The sequence below is a fragment of the Reichenbachiella sp. genome (assembly GCF_965223055.1).
Classification (GTDB): Bacteria; Bacteroidota; Bacteroidia; order Cytophagales; family Cyclobacteriaceae; genus Reichenbachiella.
In genome coordinates this window covers 310,235-330,234 of record NZ_CBDCVM010000006.1, presented here as the reverse complement: position 1 = coordinate 330,234, position 20,000 = coordinate 310,235, and the positions used below count along the sequence as shown (strand labels likewise).

Sequence of the window (20,000 nt, the reverse complement as noted above, 5' to 3'; positions counted from 1 at the left end):
AAATGGAAAGAAATAGCGAAAAATATATCCTGACTAAGGAAATGGAATGGGAAGAGCTTGGAGGCGGTGTGTCTAGAAAGTTTCTTGGATATGATAATCAGATTATGATGGTATTGGTAAAGTTCGAAAAAGGAGCTTTGGGTACGCCACACAGTCATTTTCATACACAAGCTACTTACTGTGTTTCAGGCAAATTTGAGTTTGAAATTGACGGAGTGAAACAAGAAGTGAGTGGAGGAGATGGTGTGTACATAGAGCCAAACCTTGTTCACGGAGCAGTGTGCTTAGAAGAAGGAATGTTGATAGATACATTTAGCCCAGTTAGAGAAGATTTTCTATCTGGCGAGGGCGTATCCTATTTTGGAGATAAAGACTAAACGAATATGAAGATAAAAGGACTAAGATGGTGGATTGTTGGGCTTGTATGTCTGGCTACAGTAATCAATTATATTGACCGATCCGCATTGGCTATTATGTGGCCCGATATATCTAAGGATTTGGGTATGACGAAAGCAGATTATGCCATTATACTCAATGTGTTTTTGATAGCCTATGCAGTAGGACAATCACTTTCTGGGAAAATGTTTGATAAGATTGGAACTCGGTTGGGGTTCGTGGTATCTATAACCGTCTGGGGCCTAGCTACTGCTGTGCATGCATTTGCTCGTGGAGTGGGTTCATTTAGCTTCTTCAGAGTATTGTTAGGATTAGGTGAAGCCGGTAACTGGCCAGGCGCGGTAAAAAGTAACGCCGAGTGGTTTCCGGTAAAAGAAAGAGCATTTGCTCAAGGGATATTTAATTCAGGAGCAGCTTTAGGATCTATCGTAGCACCTCCATTAATCGCCATAGTTTGGGTGATGATTGGTTGGAAAATGACATTTGTTCTGTTGGGTCTTTTAGGTTTAGTATGGATCATTCCTTGGTGGATCATGAACAAAAATGTACCAGGCAAACACCCATGGATCACTGAAGAAGAAAAAGAACATATCCTTTCGGGGTTGAATGAAACAAAAGAAGCGGAGGATAAGCCAGGGTTGAGCATGATGCAGATTCTATCAAAACGAGAATCATGGGCAGTATTGGCTTCAAGGTTTTTTGTTGAGCCTATCTGGTGGTTGTTTGTAGGCTGGATGCCGATTTATTTGGCTGATGTTTATGGCTTCAATGTGAAAGAGATTGGATTCTTTGCATGGGTGCCTTATGTAGGCGCTGCTTTGGGTAGTTTATCTGGAGGCTATTATTCCGGCCGATTGCTTATCAATGGAGCTAGTGTAGACCAAGCCAGAAAGAAAACCATCATGGTGGGTTGTGTCATTATGTTCTTGGGACTTGTTGCCACCATACTTGCTGGTGATACAGCGGTCAAATTTGTAGCCATTGTAGCTTTTGTACTATATGGCTTCCAGTTTGTGATTAGCAATATCCAAACCATACCAAGTGATTTATTTAGTGGTAAATCTGTAGGTTCTTTAGCTGGTTTAGGTGGGACTGTTGGAATTTTTTCAGTGATTATTATGAACTTCTTAGTTCCAGTGATCACAGAGAAGTTTTCTTACACACCAATATTCGTGATGATCGCTTTGTTTGTGCCGCTGTGCATTTTGTCGATTTACTTCTTTGCGAAAGAAATTAAACCTGTAGATCAGGAAGATTAAAAATAAAGGCAGTTTGAGACGCAAACTGTAAAAATATAGATGATTTGATTATTGACGGGTTCCAAAGGATTTGGGCCAACAAATTTTGAGGAGACCGAAAGTAATTGAATTCATTCTAAGCTGATCGCTGTTATCAGAGATCAGCGAATGAAACGGTTTATTGATTTGACTAGGTCAAATCAAGAGTAGGTAAGGGCAGTTGCCAGCTCCATCTGCTGTGCCAATTCAACTGACGGCAAACTACTTGTACCCTGGGCATGGGTTCTGCCTTCTTTTGGGAAAAGGATAAGCCCACAATTAATTAGAAAACTGAATTTTAAATAGAAATATCATGGCGAAAGATAAAGTAGCGATCATAACAGGAGCTACAGGTGGAATTGGATTTGCAGTTGCAAAGAGGTTAGGAAAAGATGGGTACACTGTTGTGCTAAACGGTATCGAAGACGATAAAGGAGCTGAAAGAGTAAAAGAACTTGAAGCAGAAGGAATCACAGCAGAGTACTATGGTTTTGATGTGACCAATGAAGCTGAAGTAACTGAAAACATCAACAAAATTGGAGAGAAATACGGTAAAATCGATCTGTTGGTAAACAACGCAGGTGGATTGGGTGGAAGATCCAGATTTGAAGAAATGACAACTGAGTTTTACAGATTCGTCATGGCTTTGAACCTTGATTCTGTATTCTTTGCTTCAAGAGCGGCAATTCCTTTCTTGAAGAAAGGTGAAAATGCTTCGATCATCAATTATACTTCTAATGCAGGCTGGAATGCTGGTGGACCAGGTGCTGGCATTTATGGAACATCTAAAGCTGGTGTTCATGCTATTACAAGAGCATTAGCGAAGGATTTAGCTGAATATGGAATTAGAGTAAATGCTGTATCTCCGGGTACAATTGATACGCCATTCCATGCGCAGATTAAAGCAACTAAACCTGAAGTATTCGCTTCATGGAAAAACAACATTTTGTTGGGAAGAATTGGAGAGCCTGAAGAAGTGGCTTCTGTGGTTTCTTTCTTGGGAAGTAATGATGCTTCATTCATAACTGCTGAAACCATCCAAATTGGTGGTGGACAAGCATTAGGAATCTAACGAAACCAGAATTATGCAGATTCGGAATTTTAACTATTCCGAATCTGCTGTTTTTTTAGCACAGATTTTGATTGTATCCATCAATTGTTGAGGTGTTGAAAAGTTTAGCGGCTGGAATTGATAATTGCAGGTATTGAGCCAGTAGAAAGAGAGAAAAATTATTATAAATAATACAAAGATGAAAAGAGTTGAGGGGATGAGATATTTGATCTGTGTGATGCTGCTAATGTTCGTGGTGATGGGCAACGGTTGTGGAGAGGACGATGCTGATGAAATTATAAAAACCGAAGAGGAGACATCTGATCCGGAAGAAAATCAGGAAGAGGAAGAGAAGAATGAAACTGAAAGTGATTTGGTAGAGGGTGTAGACTATTTTCTCCCCAATATTGATTTGAACAACTGGAAAGTCACTTTACCTATTGGAAATCCAACAGAGGTGGAGCCTCCGGAAATATTGGACTATGCAACCAATGAAACGTTGCTACCATTCATGTACAATGACTCTACTGATGGAAGTTTGGTGTTTTATACTTATCCCGGCGCCACTACGAATAATACCAAATATTCCAGGACTGAGCTTCGAGAGCAAATGGTAGCAGGAAGCAATAGCACCAACTGGACTTTTGCTGATGGTGCCTACATGAAAGGCACGCTAGCCATGGATACGATCACAAAAGAAAGTGACGGAGATTATCATCGAACGATTATTATGCAAATCCATGGACGACTGACCAATGCGCAGAGAGATTTGATTGGAGAAGATGATAATAACGCACCTCCAGTACTCAAAATTTACTGGAACGATGGCTACGTGCGAGTGCATACGAAATATTTAAAAGATTTGGATGCCACTGATACCGAAGCTTTGCATACAGATGCTTGGGGCGATCTGACAGGTGTGAACTTCGACGAAAAAGTAGATTTTGACAAGTTTACCTTGGAGGTGGAAGTATCGGATGGCAAAATGGAAATTACATTAAATGATGATCAGACCATGGTGTATGATGATGTCCATATGGAAAGATGGGGCATCTTCGAAAACTATTTCAAAGCTGGAAACTACCTGACTACATTGGATGAAGACGCTTTCGCTAAAGTGAAATATTATGAATTGGAAGTCAGTCATGAATAACTGACTTGAAAGATATTTAAGACCTCCTACTGACGGCTGGCCTCATCAAAGTTTGATATGGGTCGGCCGTTTCTTATAAATACTCACCTTGTAAAATTACCTGCCAAGCCAGAGCAGTTTCACCAGAATCGAGGTATTTCTGAGCTAGAATATGTAATTCATTTTCCAGGTTTTCCTCATCATCAGCAAAGCTTTCTAAGATGGCACTTACTTCAGGTTCTCTGGCCATATTCAATATTTCATTTTTGGTGGGAATGTATTCTACATTGGCCAGTCTCCCTAAATTGTTTCCGGTGAGTACAGCACTGTTTTTTACATTTTCAGGCAACTGATCAAAACCAATACCCATGGTGGTTAATGGCTTGGGTATTTCAAACATGGAATCTGAATTGGTCTTGGTGTACCAATTACCTCCCATGCGGGCCACAAGTTCCAGTCGAGTGGGATCTATTTTTTTATCATCTGTCAAAAGGTGGTCTTGTACATGAGCCATTACTACCTCGCAAATAATCAGGTTGCCGGCTCCTCCATGATCGCCCATCGCTTTCACTTCCAAAACTTTGCACTCAAAAGAAACTGGTGATTCCTTGACCCTGGGTGGTTTGATTTTTTCTGAAGGAATTTCAGTAAATCCAGCTTTTACAAATTCATTGACACCATCTCCGTATTCTGTACTGGCCAACGACATCTGCTCCACTATGGGGTAATCAACAATATTGATCACTACCTCAGGTACTTTTAGAACATTTTCTAGCGTGTGTTTGGTCGTATTGTCCCGTACTCGTCGAGCAGGGGAGAAGACCAAAATGGGTGGGTTGGCACTAAAAGCATTGAAAAAACTAAACGGACTCAAATTTACATTTCCTTCCTTGTCGATGGTGCTGGCAAAGGCAATTGGACGTGGTGCAACTGCCGAAAGAAGTACAGAATGAAAATGTGCGGTAGATACCGACTTTGGGTCAATAGAAGTCATCGTAAGTTCAATGTTTTTTGTTAATAATTAAAAGTAATACATTCTCCCTTGTCATTATGACCATCGGGAGAAATCTTGTTGTACTCACATGATAACAATGGGATATCTCCCTTCAGTCGATAGGACAAATTGGTAGGGAAAAGAAAAATCCCGACGGTTAGGTCGGGATTAACAACACTTAAAAATGAATGATCAAAGATCATTTTTGGGTAATGTTGCTTTTGTCACTCAGAGTCACCTTAGAGGGTGCTAAGTTTATTTCGTTGGCAGCACTTTTGCCCTAACCTCACCAAATCCTACGCGTACACCGTCTTTTTTTCCAAATCCTTTCATCACAACCGTGTCGCCATCCTGGATGAATTTCCTTTCAGAGCCGTCCGGCATTTGCACTGGTTTAGTTCCCTGCCAGGCGATTTCTAGCATAGATCCGTATTGGTGCGCTTCTGGGCCACTGATCGTGCCAGACGCCATCATATCGCCAGGTTGAACATTACAGCCATTCACCGTATGGTGTGCCAACTGCTGAATCATATTCCAATACATATATTTGAAATTCGATTGACTCACGGTTTTACTTTCGCCTTTTTCTGTTTCAATAGCCACCTCAAGTTCGATGTCATAGTGGTGATTGCCTTCATACTCCAGGTATGGCAAAACATTTGGGTCTTGATTTGGACCTTCGATTCTGAAAGGTTCCAGTGCCTCTAAGGTCACTATCCAAGGAGAGAGATGCGATGCAAAATTCTTTGCCAGGAACGGGCCTAAAGGGACATATTCCCATTTCTGTAGATCTCTGGCTGACCAGTCATTGAACACGCAAAGACCAAAGATGTGATCAGCGGCATTGGCTGTAGTAATGGTATCTCCTAGCTCAGTACCTTTCCCGACGATAAAACCCATTTCCAACTCAAAGTCTAGCAGTTTACAAGGGCCAAATACAGGAGGCTGATCCTGGCTAGGCTTTTGCTGACCTTTTGGTCTATGAAAATCTGTGCCTGAAATGACGACCGACGAAGAACGACCATGGTATCCTACTGGTAAATGTTTCCAGTTGGGCATCAACGCATTCTCTGGGTCTCTGAACATACAACCTACATTAAAAGCATGCTGTTCACTAGAATAGAAATCCGTGTAATCTCCAATCTGCACTGGTAGACTCATTGTAAGGTTTTTTACATCCTTCAATATTTCATTTCTATGTACTGTATTTTCTCTAAGTCCGTTTTTGGAGTGCTCTTCGAAAATACTCTGAATCCTTTCCCTTACCTTATTGGTAACTGGTTTACCTAAAGCAATGAAGTCATTCAAATATTGTTTTTCGAATATACCCTCTGGTAGCGAAAGGCCTTTTAAGTAACCTTTTTCTTGAAGAATGGCCAGGTTGATCGCATATTCTCCAATTCGAGAGGCGCCATACCAGCTTTTACCATTTTTTACTATTCCGAAAGGAATGTTCTGAACTGGAAAGTCAGATTCAGCGGCTACTGATATCCAGGATTTTGTCATTATTTTATTTTTTAGTGTTTTGGGTTAATTGAAAATTCAATGTTTAACGCTCAAAATTATATGCGAAAGTGTATAGGTCAAATTTTTCTACATTTTTCAACCTATGACTTTAAACTTTCGACTTTCAACTAGAGCGTTCCCCTACGTTCTTGTTCTCTTTCAATGGATTCAAAAAGTGCTTTGAAATTACCTGCTCCAAAACCTTTAGCGCCCATTCTTTGGATAATCTCGAAGAAAAGTGTAGGTCTGTCTTCTACTGGACGTGTGAAGATCTGCAATAAATAGCCTTCTTCATCAGCATCTATCATAATGCCCAGTTTTTTCAACTTTTCAATATCCTCTTTGAGCTTGTGGTCATGAGCAGCCAATCTTTCAGGCACTTCTTCATAATAGGCTTCTGGCGGGGTCGTTAAAAATTCAACACCTCTAGCTCGCATGCCTGCTACAGTTTTCAATATGTCGTCAGTGGCAACTGCAATGTGCTGAACACCGGCTCCTTCATAGAAGTCAAGGTACTCTTCTATTTGAGATTTTTTCTTTCCTTCAGCAGGCTCGTTAATCGGGAATTTGATTCTTCCATTTCCGTTGCTCATCACTTTACTCATTAAAGCGGAGTACTCGGTGTGGATTTGTTTGTCATCGAATGAAAGAAAATTCTCAAACCCCATCACATCCTCATACCATTTTACCCAGGTGTTCATTTCTCCCCAGCCTACGTTGCCTACCATGTGGTCAACATATTTCAAACCCAATGATTCTGGGTTATAATCAGACTCCCATTTTTCGAAGCCAGGCATAAATACACCGTTGTAGTTTTTACGCTCAACAAAAAGGTGAACAGTCTCGCCATAAGTATAAATTCCAGATCGAACAACTTCACCATGCTCGTCTTTTTCTACTACAGGCTCCATATAAGATTTTGCGCCTCTTGATGTGGTCTCTTCCCATGCTTTTTTAGCATCTTCCACCCAAAGGGCTACTACTTTTACACCGTCACCATGTTTCACGATATGCTCGTTGATTGGGTGTTTGGAGTTGAGCGGGGTGGTGAGTACCAACCTGATCTTATCTTGCTTTAATACATAAGAAACAATGTCCTTGCTTCCGGTTTCTAGCCCTTTATATGCAAAGGACTGAAAGCCAAATGCCGTTTTATAAAAATGAGCGGCTTGTTTGGCATTTCCCACATACAACTCGATGTAATCTGTTCCTAACAATGGAAGGAAGTCTTGTGCTCCTTCAAATATTTTCTCTAAACCGTAGTTTACACTTTCTACTTGTTTTGCCATAATTTTATTTTTTTGGATGTGGCTGTCTCAAAAGCCTAAAATCTAAAAGATTTGTCACATTGAGGCTCTCGAAATGTCTGCCTGCGTTACGCAGAAAGGCTTCGAGTACCCGATGGTAAGCCGTACAACGGCGAACCACTCAGTATGACAATTTATCGGGCTTTTGAGACAGCCATTTATTTAATATTCTATTTTTTCAACCAACTTTTCGCCTTCGTTGGTGTTGTCACCAACGAAAAATTCCTATTTTTCCAACCAGCTTTTGTGGTAGTCTTTAATTAATATTTTCATCGCTTCTTCAGTCACTTGCAATGGTTTAAAGGTATCTACCATGACTGCTAACTCTTCCGTAACTTTTTCACCTATACTTCTTTCCGTAGCTCCTGGATGAGGGCCATGCGGAATGCCTGCTGGGTGCAAAGTAATGTTGCCTTTTTCAATATTGTTTCTGCTCATAAAATCCCCATCTACATAATACAATACCTCGTCTGAATCAATGTTACTGTGATTGTATGGTGCTGGTATCGCTTCTGGATGATAATCATACAGCCTTGGTACAAATGAGCAGATCACAAATGCGTCAGTTTCAAATGTCTGATGAATGGGAGGCGGTAAGTGTACACGTCCTGTAATAGGCTCGAAATCGTGGATAGAAAATGCATAGGGGTAATTGTACCCATCCCAGCCAACAATGTCGAATGGATGATTGGCATAAACGTATTCATGCATCATGTCCTCCTTTTTTACCTTTATGGTAAAATCCCCTAACTCATCAAATGTCTCTAATTCTGAAGGTCTTCTAAAGTCACGCTCACAAAATGGAGAGTGCTCCAATAGCTGACCAAACCAATTTCTATAGCGTTTGGGGGTATAGATTGGTCGTTTCGATTCTACTATAAATAATCGATTGTCTTCCGAGTCAAAATGCATCTGATAGATCATTCCTCGAGGTACCAAAAGATAGTCGCCATACCCAAAGGTGATATTTCCCAATTGAGTTTTAAGTGTACCAGTGCCTTTGTGGATGAAAATTAATTCATCACAATCAGCATTTTTATAGAAATATTCTGTTTGACTTTGTTTAGGGGAAGCAAGAACGATGTGACAATCTGAATTAACGAGTACCGTTTTTCTGCTATCCAAGTAGTCATTTTCTGAGGGCACCTTAAAGCCTTCCATCGCCAAAGAGAGCATATTTTTTTCTTCAGCAATCTTTGGAGCTACGCTGTACGATTTGGTGACATCTTTCACCATGGTCGGTCGATGCAAATGATACATCAATGATGACATGCCATCGAAACCTATCGTACCAAATAGCTGTTCGTAGTGAATACTTCCATCTTCTTTTTTGAAAGTGGTATGTCGCTTGTGCGGAATCTTACCTAATTGATGATATTGAGGCATAGTGGTTTAATGTTTAATTTCGAAATAAATAACGTCATCACGAGGATACGAAGCGATCTTATGCCATTAAGATAACTCTGATGAGATTGCGTCGCTCCGCTCGCATTGACGGAGTAAGTTTATTAATCGAGTCGTTGTATAAATTTACGAACTCTAACACTAGTTCACCAATTGGCCTAATGAATTCTCAAAAGCTGTATTGGTGAGAAGAGTTTTCTCTTTATTCTGCTTGTGAATGGCTTCCAAAGCTTTACCAATGATGTTGGATGTATCGCTAAAAATACCATCGTCCGTCATATCCACTTCACCAGACATTAGATAAGCGAACACTCTGGCCATTCCACAATTGGCAATAAAATCAGGGATGACAGAAACATTTTTATCGGCATATTCACTGATTGGCCCATAGAAAATAGCTTCATCAGCAAAAGGAACATTAGCTCCACAAGAGATGACTTCAAGTCCTGATTTTACCATTCGGTCCAATTGATCTTGTGTGATCAACCTTGACGCAGCAGCCGGGATAAAAATTTCTGCATTCAGATCCCAAATTTTGGCATTGATCTCTTCGAATGGAATGACGTCAGGGCTGTTGAGTTGGTTGCCGTTTCTGTTGACAAATAAAGCTGCAATTTCTTCAAATGAAAATCCTTCTTCTTTGATTAATCCACCAGCTCTGTCTATAATTCCTACTACTTTAACGCCCATTTGGGCTAGGTAGAAGGCTGCAGCTGCACCTACATTGCCCCATCCTTGAATGATAGCTTTCTTGCTGGAAATGTCTCCGCTCCAAAGATTGTAGTAGTGCCTTACTGCTTCAGATACACCGTATCCAGTGATCATGTCGGCCACAGTATATTTTTTGAATAAGTCTGGAGTGTATTTTTCGTCTTCAATGATTTTAATCACACCTTGACGCAACTGGCCAATTCGATTCACCTTCTGCGCCTCGGTAGGGTGGAAGTGTCCGGTAAACACACCCTCTTGTGGATGCCATATGCCGTGGTCTTCCGTGATTGGAATTACTTCGTGGATCTCATCTACGTTCAAATCACCCCCTGTCCCGTAGTAATACTTTAAAAGTGGCATCACAGCTGCGTACCATCTTTGTAATACGCCTTCCTTACGCGGATCTGAGGGGTCGAAGTTAATCCCCGATTTAGCCCCGCCAATAGGAGGACCCGAAATACTAAACTTAATTTCCATGGTTTTGGCTAGAGACTCTACTTCTCTTTTGTTCAATCCTTTTCTCATTCGTGTGCCGCCGCCTGCTGCACCACCACGTAGAGAGTTGATCACCACCCAGCCTTCTGCATCTGTTTCTGCATCTTTCCACTCGAATACTACCTCTGGTCGCTTCGCTTCAAATTTGTTTAGTAATTCCTTCATTAAATGTTGATGTTGATTTGTTCTGTTAATTAGATATCAGATAGAATAAAATTCTACTCAAGCATAATTGAGACTAATAAAAATTAGCTTGTGCTATGGTTAGTAAGAACAATTTATTTCAAAAATATCTTGTGCGAAGTTAGATTTTACTTATCTTGAATGTTTGATTATTCTTAATATTTCTAATTATTTAGAATAATACAACAATTGAATATTGATATAAAGGATAATATACTTTTGAATGTTCAATATGACTAAACAAAATAATTAAATTCTAAAATGACACAGTTAGACGCTACCGACATTAAGATTTTAAATGTCTTGCAGGAGGAAGGAAGAATCACAAATAAGGCACTTTCAGAGAAGCTTGGACTTTCTACTACTCCGATTTTTGAACGAATGAAAAGATTGGAAAAAGATGGAGTTATAGCCAAGTATGTGGCATTACTCAATCATAAGAAAATCGACCGTAAGTTGACAGTCTTTGTATCCATTTCTCTAAAAAACCATACTCGTTCTTATCTGGAAAAATTCATCGATGAGATGAATCAATTCAAAGAAGTGCATGAAGTCTATCACATTGCGGGCGATTTCGATTACATGCTCAAAATCGTGACTCGAGATATAGAAACCTTTCAGAAATTTATTTTGGCTAACCTGTCTGTCAATTCAAATATTGCCCATGTGAAGAGCCAATTCGTGCTTTCCAGAGATAAATTTACCACTGCCTATAAACTAGATTCCTAATGAAAACCAAAGAAATAAAAGGACATATCCACGAAGCATATACGCCTGATAGTTATCCCGAAGCAGAAATGATTCAGCGAAGTGAAGAGCACTTTGAATGGATCGATCGCAGAAGAACAGTGCGTGAAATTTCGGATAAACCTGTGCCTCAAGAGATCATTGACAACCTTATAAAGGCGGCATCTACAGCGCCTTCTGGTGCCCACAAGCAGCCATGGACATTTTGTGTGGTTTCTAATCCAGAAATTAAAAGCAAAATACGAGCCGCAGCAGAAGAGGAAGAGAGAGAGAGTTATGCCAACAGAATGAGCGACCGTTGGTTGGATGATTTGAAGCCGATAGGAACAGATGATGTGAAACCGTTTTTAGAGAAGGCTCCATATTTGATTATTGTTTTTAAACGTGTTTTCGAAAGAGATGAGGAGGGCAAAAAGCATAATAATTATTATGTAAACGAATCAGTGGGTATTGCTTGTGGTTTTTTAATCTCAGCGATTCACAATGCTGGTTTGGTCACACTTACTCATACCCCGAGCCCTATGAATTTTCTTCAGGAAATATTGGAGCGACCAGAAAATGAAAGGGCCTTTTTGTTACTGCCCATCGGATATGCAGAGGATGAGGTTTATGTCCCTAAGCTGACGAGGAAGTCGTTGGACGAGATTGCAGTTTATTATTAATAATAACGAGCATTTTCAATCCAGGCAGATCATTAGAATTTAACGGTAGTATATGAATTTTGAATGTGCTTTTTAGGCTGCAAAATTGCTATACTACTTTGTTATTCGCTTCAAAGGCTTCTTTTGTCCTATTATAACCCAGCTCAATCATATGCGAAGCTCGATCAAAGTCTAACGTGCCACACGCATTTCGAGCTATTTTAATTTCAACATCAGGGGGATAGGTAGCGATTTTCATTCGAGCAATAGAACTTTGCATAGTGTCAAATGCCCGGTCGGCTACCTTATACATACCCCAGTCTTTTTCTTCGGAATTATCGGAGTCACTGTATTTGTCGATAAATTTCTTGATGCTTTCTTGAAATTTACCCCAGCCTTCTTTTTTCTCTTTTGAATTGGCCTCTTTTTCATTCTTCTTTAGGAGAGGGTCACCCAGATTTACAGCAATGGTCAGGTCTGTATGGTCATCGAATGTAGGAGCTATTGGTACAGGATTTAAGACACCACCGTCAATGAGTAACTTGTCTTTGTGTTTCACTGGTGTAAAAAAGAGAGGTAGAGAAATTGAAGCTCGGATGGCATCAAAAAGTGAACCTTTATTAATCCAGACTTCTTTTTGTGTAATCATGTCCGCTGCAACAGCAGTAAATGGGATGGGAAGGTTTTTAATTTGTTTATCTCCAATCAGATCTTTCAAGGTGTCTATTACTTTGTCTCCTTTAAAAATACCACCATTGCCCCAAGAGATGTCGAGGAGATTGGCCATATCCATTTTAGTAATGGAGCACATCCATTCTTCCAATTCATCTAATTTGCCAGCGGCATAAACCCCTCCGATCATAGCGTCAATCGAACAACCAGCAATGGACTTGACTTCGTAGTCGTTTTCCTCAAGCCATTTGATCACTCCGATGTGAGCGAGGCCTCTGGCGCCTCCACTTCCTAATACTAAGGATACGGTTTGTTTCTTGCTTTCTTTTTCGCTCATAGGCTACAAGTTAATAAGCCTGTTTGAGTATTACAGATTTCAAGGTCTGGAATGATTGAATTTAGTAAGGCACTGATTAGGATTGAACTTATTGTTACTGGGACTTTCTTTTTGCATCTCGAATGTTGAATATCGTAGCAATTAGCAAGAAAATCATCGATATAATTCCAAGATAGGCTCCTACATTGTTGGACCAGCTCAAATCATTGTAATTCATAACATACAAGTGACCAAGAATTAGGATAGAGGCACCAATGGCAATAGAATATTTAAATTTGGTCATGTTGGTTTTGGTTGATGTAATATTTTGCTGAATGAGTTTTTTGGATAGACTGCACATTGAGTGTGTTGGCTATCTTTATATCATTATTGGGTTGTTTAAAGTTACTTCTTCCTTCCATTCCACCTCATATCCTTCCACTTTTTTTGTTGTTCTTTGGATAGGAAAGTCCAGGTGACGATGCGGCTGGATTTGTTGCCTTGACCCATAGGGATAGTGTGCACGATAGTGGCTTTGGCTTTGTTCAGGGCTTCGTAGATACTTTTGAGGTTGGACTGCTTGGAAACTAGCGATGAATACCAAAAGCAAGATTTTGGAAACTTGCTGCTTTGTCGAACCAGTTCACGTACAAATTTTCTTTCTCCACCTTCGCACCAAAGTTCGTTGCTTTGGCCGCCGAAGTTGAGTGTGGCTTCTTTTACTTTTTCTTTATTGAGGTTATTTACTTTTCGCAATGAACCTTTTTGAGCGTCTTTGGCAGAGGCATGAAAAGGCGGATTGCAAACGGCTAAATCAATGCGTTCTTCCTTGGTCAATATTCCATAAATGATGTCTTTGGGTTCGGGTTGGTGCTGAAAGGTTACTTTTCCTTTCAAAGAAGGGTTTTGATCAACGATCCGCTGCGATGAAGCTATGGATTTTCCGTCGATATCCGAGGCAATAAATTGCCAACCATACTCTTTCTGTCCGATGATGGGATATATACAGCTGGCTCCGACACCGATATCCAGACAGGTGATCTTTTCTCCTGTAGGGATTTTGCCATAATTGTGGCTGCACAGCCAATCGGCCATGTGGTGGATGTAGTCGGCTCGACCGGGGATCGGCGGGCAGAGGTAGCCTTCGGGTACATCCCAGTCTTGGATGTCGTATTGCAGTTTGAGTAGTGCTTTATTTAGTGCCTTCACGCTTTCCGGATTCGCAAAGTCGATGGAGTCGTCGCCGTGGAGGTTGGGGCGGACATGATCTGCCAGTGCCGGTAATGCCTCGATCAGTGCCTTGAAATCGTAGCGGCCTGTGTGTTTGTTGCGGGGGTGGATTTTTGAGGAGGATTTGGATTGTTTCTTTTTGTTTGGCATCGTGTTTTCAAATATTTCTGCAGTTTGGTCGCTTTTAACCAAAAACAAAGCTAATCAACTTATTTTCCGTCATTGCGAGACGAGCAATTCGACTATGGTCGCAAGCGCAACGCGGCAATCTCATACTTTTCAGTCTGCGTATCATGAGATGCAGAAGAAGGCTAGAGTGGATTGCCACGTCGAATATTTGCTTGTCGCAAATTCTTCTTCTCGCAATGACGAGGTATTTCTTTATCCCTGCTGCTCTCTCAAATAAGTAGCCAAGAGCTTTTCCAGCAATTCATCTTTTGATAAATGCTTCAATTGATCTTTGAATTCGTTTCTGGTTGATTCGTCTAGCTTATTACCCACAGGTTTTGATTTGGCAATTTTTTGTGCCCATATCATGGCTTTGCCGACCAGTTGATCCTTGTGAGTGGGTACCGGGATTGTTTTAAATTTCAAATCCAGTCCTTTCTGAATTTCATTCCACTTTTCTCGTTCTTCCGGAAAGATGAATGTCAGACTTATCCCAGATTTACCTGCGCGAGACGAGCGGCCACTTCGATGGGTGTAAGATTCTTTGGTGTCTGGAATATGGTACTGGAAGATCATGCCTACGCTATCTATATCTACACCCCTGGAAGCCACATCTGTAGCAATCAATGTACTGATGCTGCCAGCCTTAAATTGATCCATTACCTTGTTGCGAAGACCTTGGGGCAAGTCGCCATGGATGGCCCCACAGCTAAATTTATTGGCCGAGAGCTGCTTATATAGTTTTTGAACACCTGATTTGGTTCGGCAAAAAATGATGCTTTTTTCGTTGGCATGTTGACGAAGAAACTGAAGTAGTGCGTCCAATTTTTGCTCGGCAGCCAGTTCGATCAGTTGATGCTGGATGCCTACATTGGGGGTTTCGGCCTTGCCAACTAATACTTTGATCAAGTCCTTTTTAAGATATTTTTTAATCAGATGATTTACTTCATCCGGCATAGTAGCCGAGAATAACCAGGTCGAGTAGTTTCGATTGGCTGTAGCCAGAATCTTGTCGATATCGGTTTTAAACCCTTTGAAAAGCATCTCATCTGCTTCATCGAAAACCACATATTGCAGTGTCTCAAGTTGGACCACATTTCTATTGACTAAATCCATCAATCTACCTGGAGTGGCCACTACAATGTGGGTTCCATTACTCAGATCATGGATTTGAGTTTTGAGAGAAATCCCGCCATATATGGATTCTGTTTTTAGGTTCGGGATATATTTGGACAAAAAGGCTAGTTCATTACCTACTTGCTCGCAAAGTTCGCGTGTTGGTACAAGCACTACCGCTTGTACTTTTCCAACCTCAACATCAATTTTAGAAAGAAGGGGGGTGCCGTATGCATATGTTTTGCCAGTGCCTGTGGCGGATCGTCCGATAAAATCACCTTCGTGCTTCATCAAGACAGGAATGGTCTTCGCCTGAATCTCACTAGGGATGTCAATGCCTTTTTCTGCGAGGGCTTTTTTGATATTAATATTTAGGTTGCTTGATGAAAATTTTTCCATAGTGATATGAATGAATGTGGACGCAAAGCTAGCGATATAAATGGTAGCGTGGCTGACAAGCGATAGGGACTTGGTAGCTAATTTTTTATTGCAATATCAAAGAAAAAGTTATCTTGTCTCGCTTTAAGAATTGGGATAACCCACAAACAGTAACCTTAGCTAAATGGAAGGATTTATCATTCTCTTATTAATTATTCTGCTCATTATGATTGTTCGACTCATGGATCGAGTCGATAAGATTGATACCAGAGTTAAACACATCCATGATGAAATTTTGGGTGAAGAAGCTTCCAAAAAGGCAAAACTTGCTAAACCTACTGTGGTTGAAAAACCCAAACCAATTCCGCCAAAGGAAGTGGTGCAAGAAAAGCAGCCAGATCCGGTGAAAGAGCTGATTGCACAATCACAAAAACCGAAGGCGACGCCTGTTCCACCTAAAAAAAAGGTGGTGAGTAAGCCTCCTAAACCATCATTCTGGGAAAGAAACCCAGATTTAGAGAAGTTTATTGGAGAAAACCTATTGAGTAAAATTGGGATTGTGATTTTCGTTATTGGGATGGGCTTTCTGGTGAAGTTGGGGATCGACAATGAAGTGATTACAGAAAGTATGAGAGTGGCGATCGGCGTATTGATCGGAGGGGGTATGATCGGATTGGCGCACTACATGCGGAGCTCCTTTGCTAAATTTAGTTCCATATTGATCGGTGGAGCCTTGGCTGTTTTGTATTTCACGATTGCTCTGGCCTTTCATGAGTATGAGTTGATTCCGCAAATGGCCGCGTTCATTATCATGGTGGTGATTACTGCTTTTGGTGTATTGCTCTCCATTGCGTATGACCGTAAAGAATTGGCTGTATTGGCTATCATCGGTGGCTTTGGAACTCCATTTTTTGTTAGTACAGGTTCGGGTGACTACAGTGCATTACTTACCTATATTCTGATTTTGGATATTGGCATGCTGGCTCTGGTCTACTACAAGAAATGGAATATCATCAATTACCTGGTCTATGGGTTTACTTATTTCCTCTTTCTTGGGGTATACTTTACCAAGTTTATTGATAATCAAGACGAGACCAGATTGCCGCTATTCATATTTCTTACGGCTTTCTATTTAATCTTCTTTTTGATGACGATCATCTATAATGTCAAGAATTCTAAAAAGTTCAAATATCCTGAGATCATGATGCTATTGACCAACTCCAGTTTGTACTTCGGGTTAGGGCTTGGATTAGTCCAGGGATATAGAGCAGGATTGTTGAGTGGCTTGTTTACCGGACTTGTTGCATTATTCAATTTTGGATTTGCGTTTGGTCTCTATAAGAGGAAGGATATTGATAAGAACTTGTTGTTTTTATTGATAGGGCTCGTGCTGACATTTGTGAGTTTGATTGCTCCGATCCAGTTAGATGGTAATTACATCACGCTCTTCTGGGCTATTGAAGCCGTGCTACTCCTATGGCTCTCTCAGAAGTCAGGCATCAAACTGTTGACAGGTGCATCTGCTCTGGTTACAGTTCTGATGTTGATTAGCCTCTCCATAGATTGGCAGCAAAATTACTTTCCACGCTATGATTACGTGGTATTGAATATTTTTCTCAACAAGGCATTCGTTGCTTCGTTCGTTGCTATGGTGTCATTGATTGGTTCCATGCTTTTGATGAGGAAAGACGAGACTATTGAAATCAAAGGCATACAACTCACCTGGAAGCCATCGTATGTCAGTGTTTTATTCGCGATTGTTTTCTATTTGGGATTTTTGATGGAATTGAACTATCAATTTTTAAGGGCAGAATGGGTGCTTTCCAAAAGAATAATCTTTTTAGGTATTTACAATTATTTGTACGTGTTGTTGGTTGCACTGGCTGCAAGAAAGAAACGCAATGATCAGTTGAACAAGGCAAGTTTTATTCTAAGTATCCTGGCTGTAGGCTCATACATGACCTATTATTTGAGTGCAGTCAATTATTCCAGGAGTTATTACATTCTTGATGATGGACTATCCACTGGGTTCTATTGGCATTATATTCTGCTGAGTTTGTTTGTTTTGATTTTGATTCATTGTTATCAGTTTATACAGAAAACATATTCTTTCCAATCCAAAATTGGAACTATCTCCCTTTGGGTGTTGGCATTTATTGGGGTGTTTGTGAGCACAGTTGAAGTGGGGCATTTATCGATGTTGTTTCAATATGGATCAGGCAAAGAAGAGTATGAGGCCTTAGATTCAGCTGTCCGATCCGTGTATCCTGTAGTATGGGCATTATCTGCCTTAGTGTTGATGGTAGTGGGGATGAAACTCAGAATGAAGCCTTTGCGATTGGCTTCGCTGGTAGTGTTTTCAGTCACTATTATTAAATTGTTCTTCTATGATCTTGCAGGAAATTCTACAGGAAAAATCATTTCTTTTATCTTATTAGGTGTGATTTTTGTTATTGATTTCGTTTTTGTATCAGAAACTAAAGTTTATAATCCAAGATGATGAAAAGTAGGATAAGCTGTCTTTTAGGCATATTAGTGAGTGTGCAGGTATTTGCTCAGGAGTTTGGGTTTGAAGCTCCGATATCTACTGTTTCGGATTCGGGGTATCACAAAATCCCCCTTTCGCCTGAGCTACTAGGTAGAGCTCAGTTGGACTTGTCAGATATTAGAATTTATGACGAAAAAGGAGAGGAACAAGCTTATCTGATTCGTCATGAGAATGCCATGTCTACTCAGTCGCTATTCAATGAATATGAAATCCTGGAAAAAGCATATAAGGAGGATGCGATTTCTCATTTGATCTTTAACAACCCTGATAAGCAACCGATCAATAACGTGAGTTTTTTGGTGAAGAATACAGATGTAAAGAAAAGAGCAAGGCTAAGTGGAAGCGATGATCAGGAGAATTGGTATGTGATAAAAGAGAATTATCTATTGCATGCTATGCAAAGTCAAGAGGAGACTTCAGAAATGAAAATACTGAACTTCCCGTTGAGTGATTATGCCTTTTTCAAATTAGAGATTGACGACAACTGGCGATTGCCTATCAATATCTTAAAAGTTGGATATTATGACAGACAGCTCGAAAAAGGAGTAAGGACCGTCTATGACTGTCCTATTGTCTCACAAGAGGATACGCTGAAGACGTCCAGTATTAAGGTTATTTTTCCTGAGCCAGTGTATATGGAGCAATTGCAGTTTTCAGTGAGTGGTGAAGACTATTACTTAAGACCGACTATAGTAAAAGTGAAGAAAGAAGGAATCGACCGTAAGAAAAACGAGTATGAATATTTTGAATCATTGGGCTCCTTTGAACTCAATTCCAATAGTGAGAACTCAATTTCTTTTGGTGGTGCTATAGTTCAGGAGCTACTTATTGAAATAGATAATCGAGACAATCATCCTCTGAAAGTTGAGTCAATAAAAGCGTCCTATTTGAACAAATATACCGTCAGCGAATTGCAGCCAGGATCGTCATTTACTTTGAAATTTGGAAATGAATCAATTAGCAAACCCGACTATGATCTTAAGGCGTTTGCGGATCAAATTCCGGCTGATATCCCGACAACTTCCCATGGTGAAATCGTTGACCTTAGACCAAAAAAAGAAGATTCAGAAGCGTCGGGCTTTTGGAGTAACAAATATCTTGTTTGGTTTGTGATAGCGATAGTTGGATTCGGACTTACTTATATTTCTTTTAAAATGGTGAAGGAGATTGGTGAGTAAACTCAGAGTTCTCTATGGAGTACCTCCGAGAAAAACCAAGTTTATAGATTTCAATCTCTCCAGCCCTCTTCCCTAAGCGGGAGTTTAATTCCCCCTTAGAAAAAGGAGACTAGGGGGATTTAATACGCTTATTTAGTTGATTCTAATTTTTCTTTGGCCTCTTGTGAGCCTTGAATTCTTCTAAACTGACAAACCCATCATTGTTGCTGTCGATTTTCTCGAATAGTTCATCAGGATTCATGCGTTCTTCTCTTCTTTTTTCACGTGCTTCACCAGCTTTTTCGAATTCATCAAATTCGATGGTTCCATTGTCATTGGAATCCATTCGATCGAAGGCTTTTCGAGCATCTTTTTTCTCAGCGATTTTTTCCTTTCTCAATTTGGCCCCAGCCTTGAATTCAGCTTTGTCCAATTGACCATCTTTACTAGTGTCTAACTTGGCAAAAACCTCTTCTTTGTCCGGCCTTTGTGTCGGTTGGGCTTGGCTCTGAGTATAGAATAAAACGCCAAGTGCCAAAGCACTCATCTTTACAATTGATACTTTCATTTT

The 20,000-nt window shown here is 40.4% G+C and carries 18 protein-coding genes; 8 read left to right on the top strand and 10 right to left on the bottom strand.

What is annotated here, in order from left to right:
* Window positions 1–2: 2 nt before the first annotated feature.
* From ACOQO5_RS06535 to ACOQO5_RS06520, 4 genes are all read left to right on the top strand, one after another.
* A complete protein-coding gene (locus tag ACOQO5_RS06535; RefSeq protein WP_420580887.1) occupies window positions 3–377 on the top strand; it encodes a cupin domain-containing protein in 375 nt (124 codons plus the stop codon).
* A gap of 6 nt (window positions 378–383) precedes the next feature.
* Window positions 384–1,655 carry an MFS transporter gene (locus ACOQO5_RS06530; protein ID WP_420580886.1) on the top strand — a complete coding sequence of 424 codons (1,272 nt, stop codon included), beginning with the start codon at window positions 384–386 and terminating at the stop codon, window positions 1,653–1,655.
* 331 nt (window positions 1,656–1,986) lie between these two features.
* Window positions 1,987–2,745, top strand: a complete 759-nt coding sequence (locus tag ACOQO5_RS06525; RefSeq protein WP_420580885.1) for an SDR family NAD(P)-dependent oxidoreductase — start codon at window positions 1,987–1,989, stop codon at window positions 2,743–2,745.
* A 178-nt stretch (window positions 2,746–2,923) separates the two neighbouring features.
* Window positions 2,924–3,877 carry a polysaccharide lyase family 7 protein gene (locus ACOQO5_RS06520; protein ID WP_420580884.1) on the top strand — a complete coding sequence of 318 codons (954 nt, stop codon included), beginning with the start codon at window positions 2,924–2,926 and terminating at the stop codon, window positions 3,875–3,877.
* A 73-nt stretch (window positions 3,878–3,950) separates the two neighbouring features.
* On the opposite strand, the gene ACOQO5_RS06515 is transcribed toward ACOQO5_RS06520, so the two are convergent.
* The 5 genes from ACOQO5_RS06515 to ACOQO5_RS06495 form a co-directional block, all read right to left on the bottom strand.
* Window positions 3,951–4,850: a flavin reductase family protein gene (locus tag ACOQO5_RS06515; RefSeq protein WP_420580883.1), complete on the bottom strand. Its 900-nt coding sequence runs from the start codon at window positions 4,848–4,850 to the stop codon at window positions 3,951–3,953.
* Window positions 4,851–5,105: 255 nt separating this feature from the next.
* The gene (gene fahA, locus ACOQO5_RS06510; RefSeq protein ID WP_420580882.1) at window positions 5,106–6,356 is read right to left on the bottom strand and encodes a fumarylacetoacetase; all 1,251 of its coding nucleotides are present in this window, start codon (window positions 6,354–6,356) and stop codon (window positions 5,106–5,108) included.
* Between the two features lie 128 nt (window positions 6,357–6,484).
* Window positions 6,485–7,645: a 4-hydroxyphenylpyruvate dioxygenase gene (gene hppD / locus ACOQO5_RS06505; RefSeq protein WP_420580881.1), complete on the bottom strand. Its 1,161-nt coding sequence runs from the start codon at window positions 7,643–7,645 to the stop codon at window positions 6,485–6,487.
* A 243-nt stretch (window positions 7,646–7,888) separates the two neighbouring features.
* A complete protein-coding gene (locus ACOQO5_RS06500; RefSeq protein ID WP_420580880.1) occupies window positions 7,889–9,049 on the bottom strand; it encodes a homogentisate 1,2-dioxygenase in 1,161 nt (386 codons plus the stop codon).
* A 159-nt stretch (window positions 9,050–9,208) separates the two neighbouring features.
* Window positions 9,209–10,438, bottom strand: coding sequence for a Glu/Leu/Phe/Val dehydrogenase dimerization domain-containing protein (locus ACOQO5_RS06495; RefSeq protein WP_420580879.1), 1,230 nt, complete (start codon window positions 10,436–10,438; stop codon window positions 9,209–9,211).
* Window positions 10,439–10,717: 279 nt separating this feature from the next.
* Between ACOQO5_RS06495 and ACOQO5_RS06490 the strand changes: the two genes are divergently transcribed.
* Both ACOQO5_RS06490 and ACOQO5_RS06485 read left to right on the top strand, forming a co-directional pair.
* Window positions 10,718–11,185, top strand: a complete 468-nt coding sequence (locus ACOQO5_RS06490) for an Lrp/AsnC family transcriptional regulator (protein ID WP_420580878.1) — start codon at window positions 10,718–10,720, stop codon at window positions 11,183–11,185.
* Window positions 11,185–11,865 carry a nitroreductase family protein gene (locus tag ACOQO5_RS06485; protein WP_420580877.1) on the top strand — a complete coding sequence of 227 codons (681 nt, stop codon included), beginning with the start codon at window positions 11,185–11,187 and terminating at the stop codon, window positions 11,863–11,865. Before ACOQO5_RS06490 ends, ACOQO5_RS06485 begins: the two co-directional genes overlap by 1 nt.
* Window positions 11,866–11,953: 88 nt before the next feature.
* On the opposite strand, the gene ACOQO5_RS06480 is transcribed toward ACOQO5_RS06485, so the two are convergent.
* From ACOQO5_RS06480 to ACOQO5_RS06465, 4 genes are all read right to left on the bottom strand, one after another.
* Window positions 11,954–12,853, bottom strand: coding sequence for a patatin-like phospholipase family protein (locus tag ACOQO5_RS06480; RefSeq protein ID WP_420580876.1), 900 nt, complete (start codon window positions 12,851–12,853; stop codon window positions 11,954–11,956).
* A gap of 94 nt (window positions 12,854–12,947) precedes the next feature.
* Window positions 12,948–13,136: a hypothetical protein gene (locus ACOQO5_RS06475; protein ID WP_420580875.1), complete on the bottom strand. Its 189-nt coding sequence runs from the start codon at window positions 13,134–13,136 to the stop codon at window positions 12,948–12,950.
* 101 nt (window positions 13,137–13,237) lie between these two features.
* Complete coding sequence (gene rlmF, locus ACOQO5_RS06470) at window positions 13,238–14,254, bottom strand: 23S rRNA (adenine(1618)-N(6))-methyltransferase RlmF (RefSeq protein ID WP_420580874.1); 1,017 nt, start codon at window positions 14,252–14,254, stop codon at window positions 13,238–13,240.
* Between the two features lie 189 nt (window positions 14,255–14,443).
* A complete protein-coding gene (locus tag ACOQO5_RS06465; protein WP_420580873.1) occupies window positions 14,444–15,745 on the bottom strand; it encodes a DEAD/DEAH box helicase in 1,302 nt (433 codons plus the stop codon).
* Window positions 15,746–15,908: 163 nt separating this feature from the next.
* Here ACOQO5_RS06465 and ACOQO5_RS06460 point away from each other — a divergent pair, with 163 nt between their 5' ends.
* Both ACOQO5_RS06460 and ACOQO5_RS06455 read left to right on the top strand, forming a co-directional pair.
* Window positions 15,909–18,224, top strand: coding sequence for a DUF2339 domain-containing protein (locus tag ACOQO5_RS06460; RefSeq protein ID WP_420580872.1), 2,316 nt, complete (start codon window positions 15,909–15,911; stop codon window positions 18,222–18,224).
* The gene (locus tag ACOQO5_RS06455; RefSeq protein WP_420580871.1) at window positions 18,221–19,450 is read left to right on the top strand and encodes a hypothetical protein; all 1,230 of its coding nucleotides are present in this window, start codon (window positions 18,221–18,223) and stop codon (window positions 19,448–19,450) included. Before ACOQO5_RS06460 ends, ACOQO5_RS06455 begins: the two co-directional genes overlap by 4 nt.
* A gap of 142 nt (window positions 19,451–19,592) precedes the next feature.
* Here ACOQO5_RS06455 and ACOQO5_RS06450 read toward each other — a convergent pair whose 3' ends face one another.
* Entirely contained in the window at window positions 19,593–19,997 is a 405-nt protein-coding gene (locus tag ACOQO5_RS06450; RefSeq protein WP_420580870.1) for an EF-hand domain-containing protein, read from the bottom strand.
* Between the last annotated feature and the right edge of the window lie 3 nt (window positions 19,998–20,000).

Coding starts and splice junctions, on each gene's coding strand:
- ACOQO5_RS06535 (WP_420580887.1), top strand. CDS start 3: ATGGAAAGAAATAGCGAAAAATATATCCTGACTAAGGAAATGGAATGG.
- ACOQO5_RS06530 (WP_420580886.1), top strand. CDS start 384: ATGAAGATAAAAGGACTAAGATGGTGGATTGTTGGGCTTGTATGTCTG.
- ACOQO5_RS06525 (WP_420580885.1), top strand. CDS start 1,987: ATGGCGAAAGATAAAGTAGCGATCATAACAGGAGCTACAGGTGGAATT.
- ACOQO5_RS06520 (WP_420580884.1), top strand. CDS start 2,924: ATGAAAAGAGTTGAGGGGATGAGATATTTGATCTGTGTGATGCTGCTA.
- ACOQO5_RS06515 (WP_420580883.1), bottom strand. CDS start 4,850: ATGACTTCTATTGACCCAAAGTCGGTATCTACCGCACATTTTCATTCT.
- fahA (WP_420580882.1), bottom strand. CDS start 6,356: ATGACAAAATCCTGGATATCAGTAGCCGCTGAATCTGACTTTCCAGTT.
- hppD (WP_420580881.1), bottom strand. CDS start 7,645: ATGGCAAAACAAGTAGAAAGTGTAAACTACGGTTTAGAGAAAATATTT.
- ACOQO5_RS06500 (WP_420580880.1), bottom strand. CDS start 9,049: ATGCCTCAATATCATCAATTAGGTAAGATTCCGCACAAGCGACATACC.
- ACOQO5_RS06495 (WP_420580879.1), bottom strand. CDS start 10,438: ATGAAGGAATTACTAAACAAATTTGAAGCGAAGCGACCAGAGGTAGTA.
- ACOQO5_RS06490 (WP_420580878.1), top strand. CDS start 10,718: ATGACACAGTTAGACGCTACCGACATTAAGATTTTAAATGTCTTGCAG.
- ACOQO5_RS06485 (WP_420580877.1), top strand. CDS start 11,185: ATGAAAACCAAAGAAATAAAAGGACATATCCACGAAGCATATACGCCT.
- ACOQO5_RS06480 (WP_420580876.1), bottom strand. CDS start 12,853: ATGAGCGAAAAAGAAAGCAAGAAACAAACCGTATCCTTAGTATTAGGA.
- ACOQO5_RS06475 (WP_420580875.1), bottom strand. CDS start 13,136: ATGACCAAATTTAAATATTCTATTGCCATTGGTGCCTCTATCCTAATT.
- ACOQO5_RS06465 (WP_420580873.1), bottom strand. CDS start 15,745: ATGGAAAAATTTTCATCAAGCAACCTAAATATTAATATCAAAAAAGCC.
- ACOQO5_RS06460 (WP_420580872.1), top strand. CDS start 15,909: ATGGAAGGATTTATCATTCTCTTATTAATTATTCTGCTCATTATGATT.
- ACOQO5_RS06455 (WP_420580871.1), top strand. CDS start 18,221: ATGATGAAAAGTAGGATAAGCTGTCTTTTAGGCATATTAGTGAGTGTG.
- ACOQO5_RS06450 (WP_420580870.1), bottom strand. CDS start 19,997: ATGAAAGTATCAATTGTAAAGATGAGTGCTTTGGCACTTGGCGTTTTA.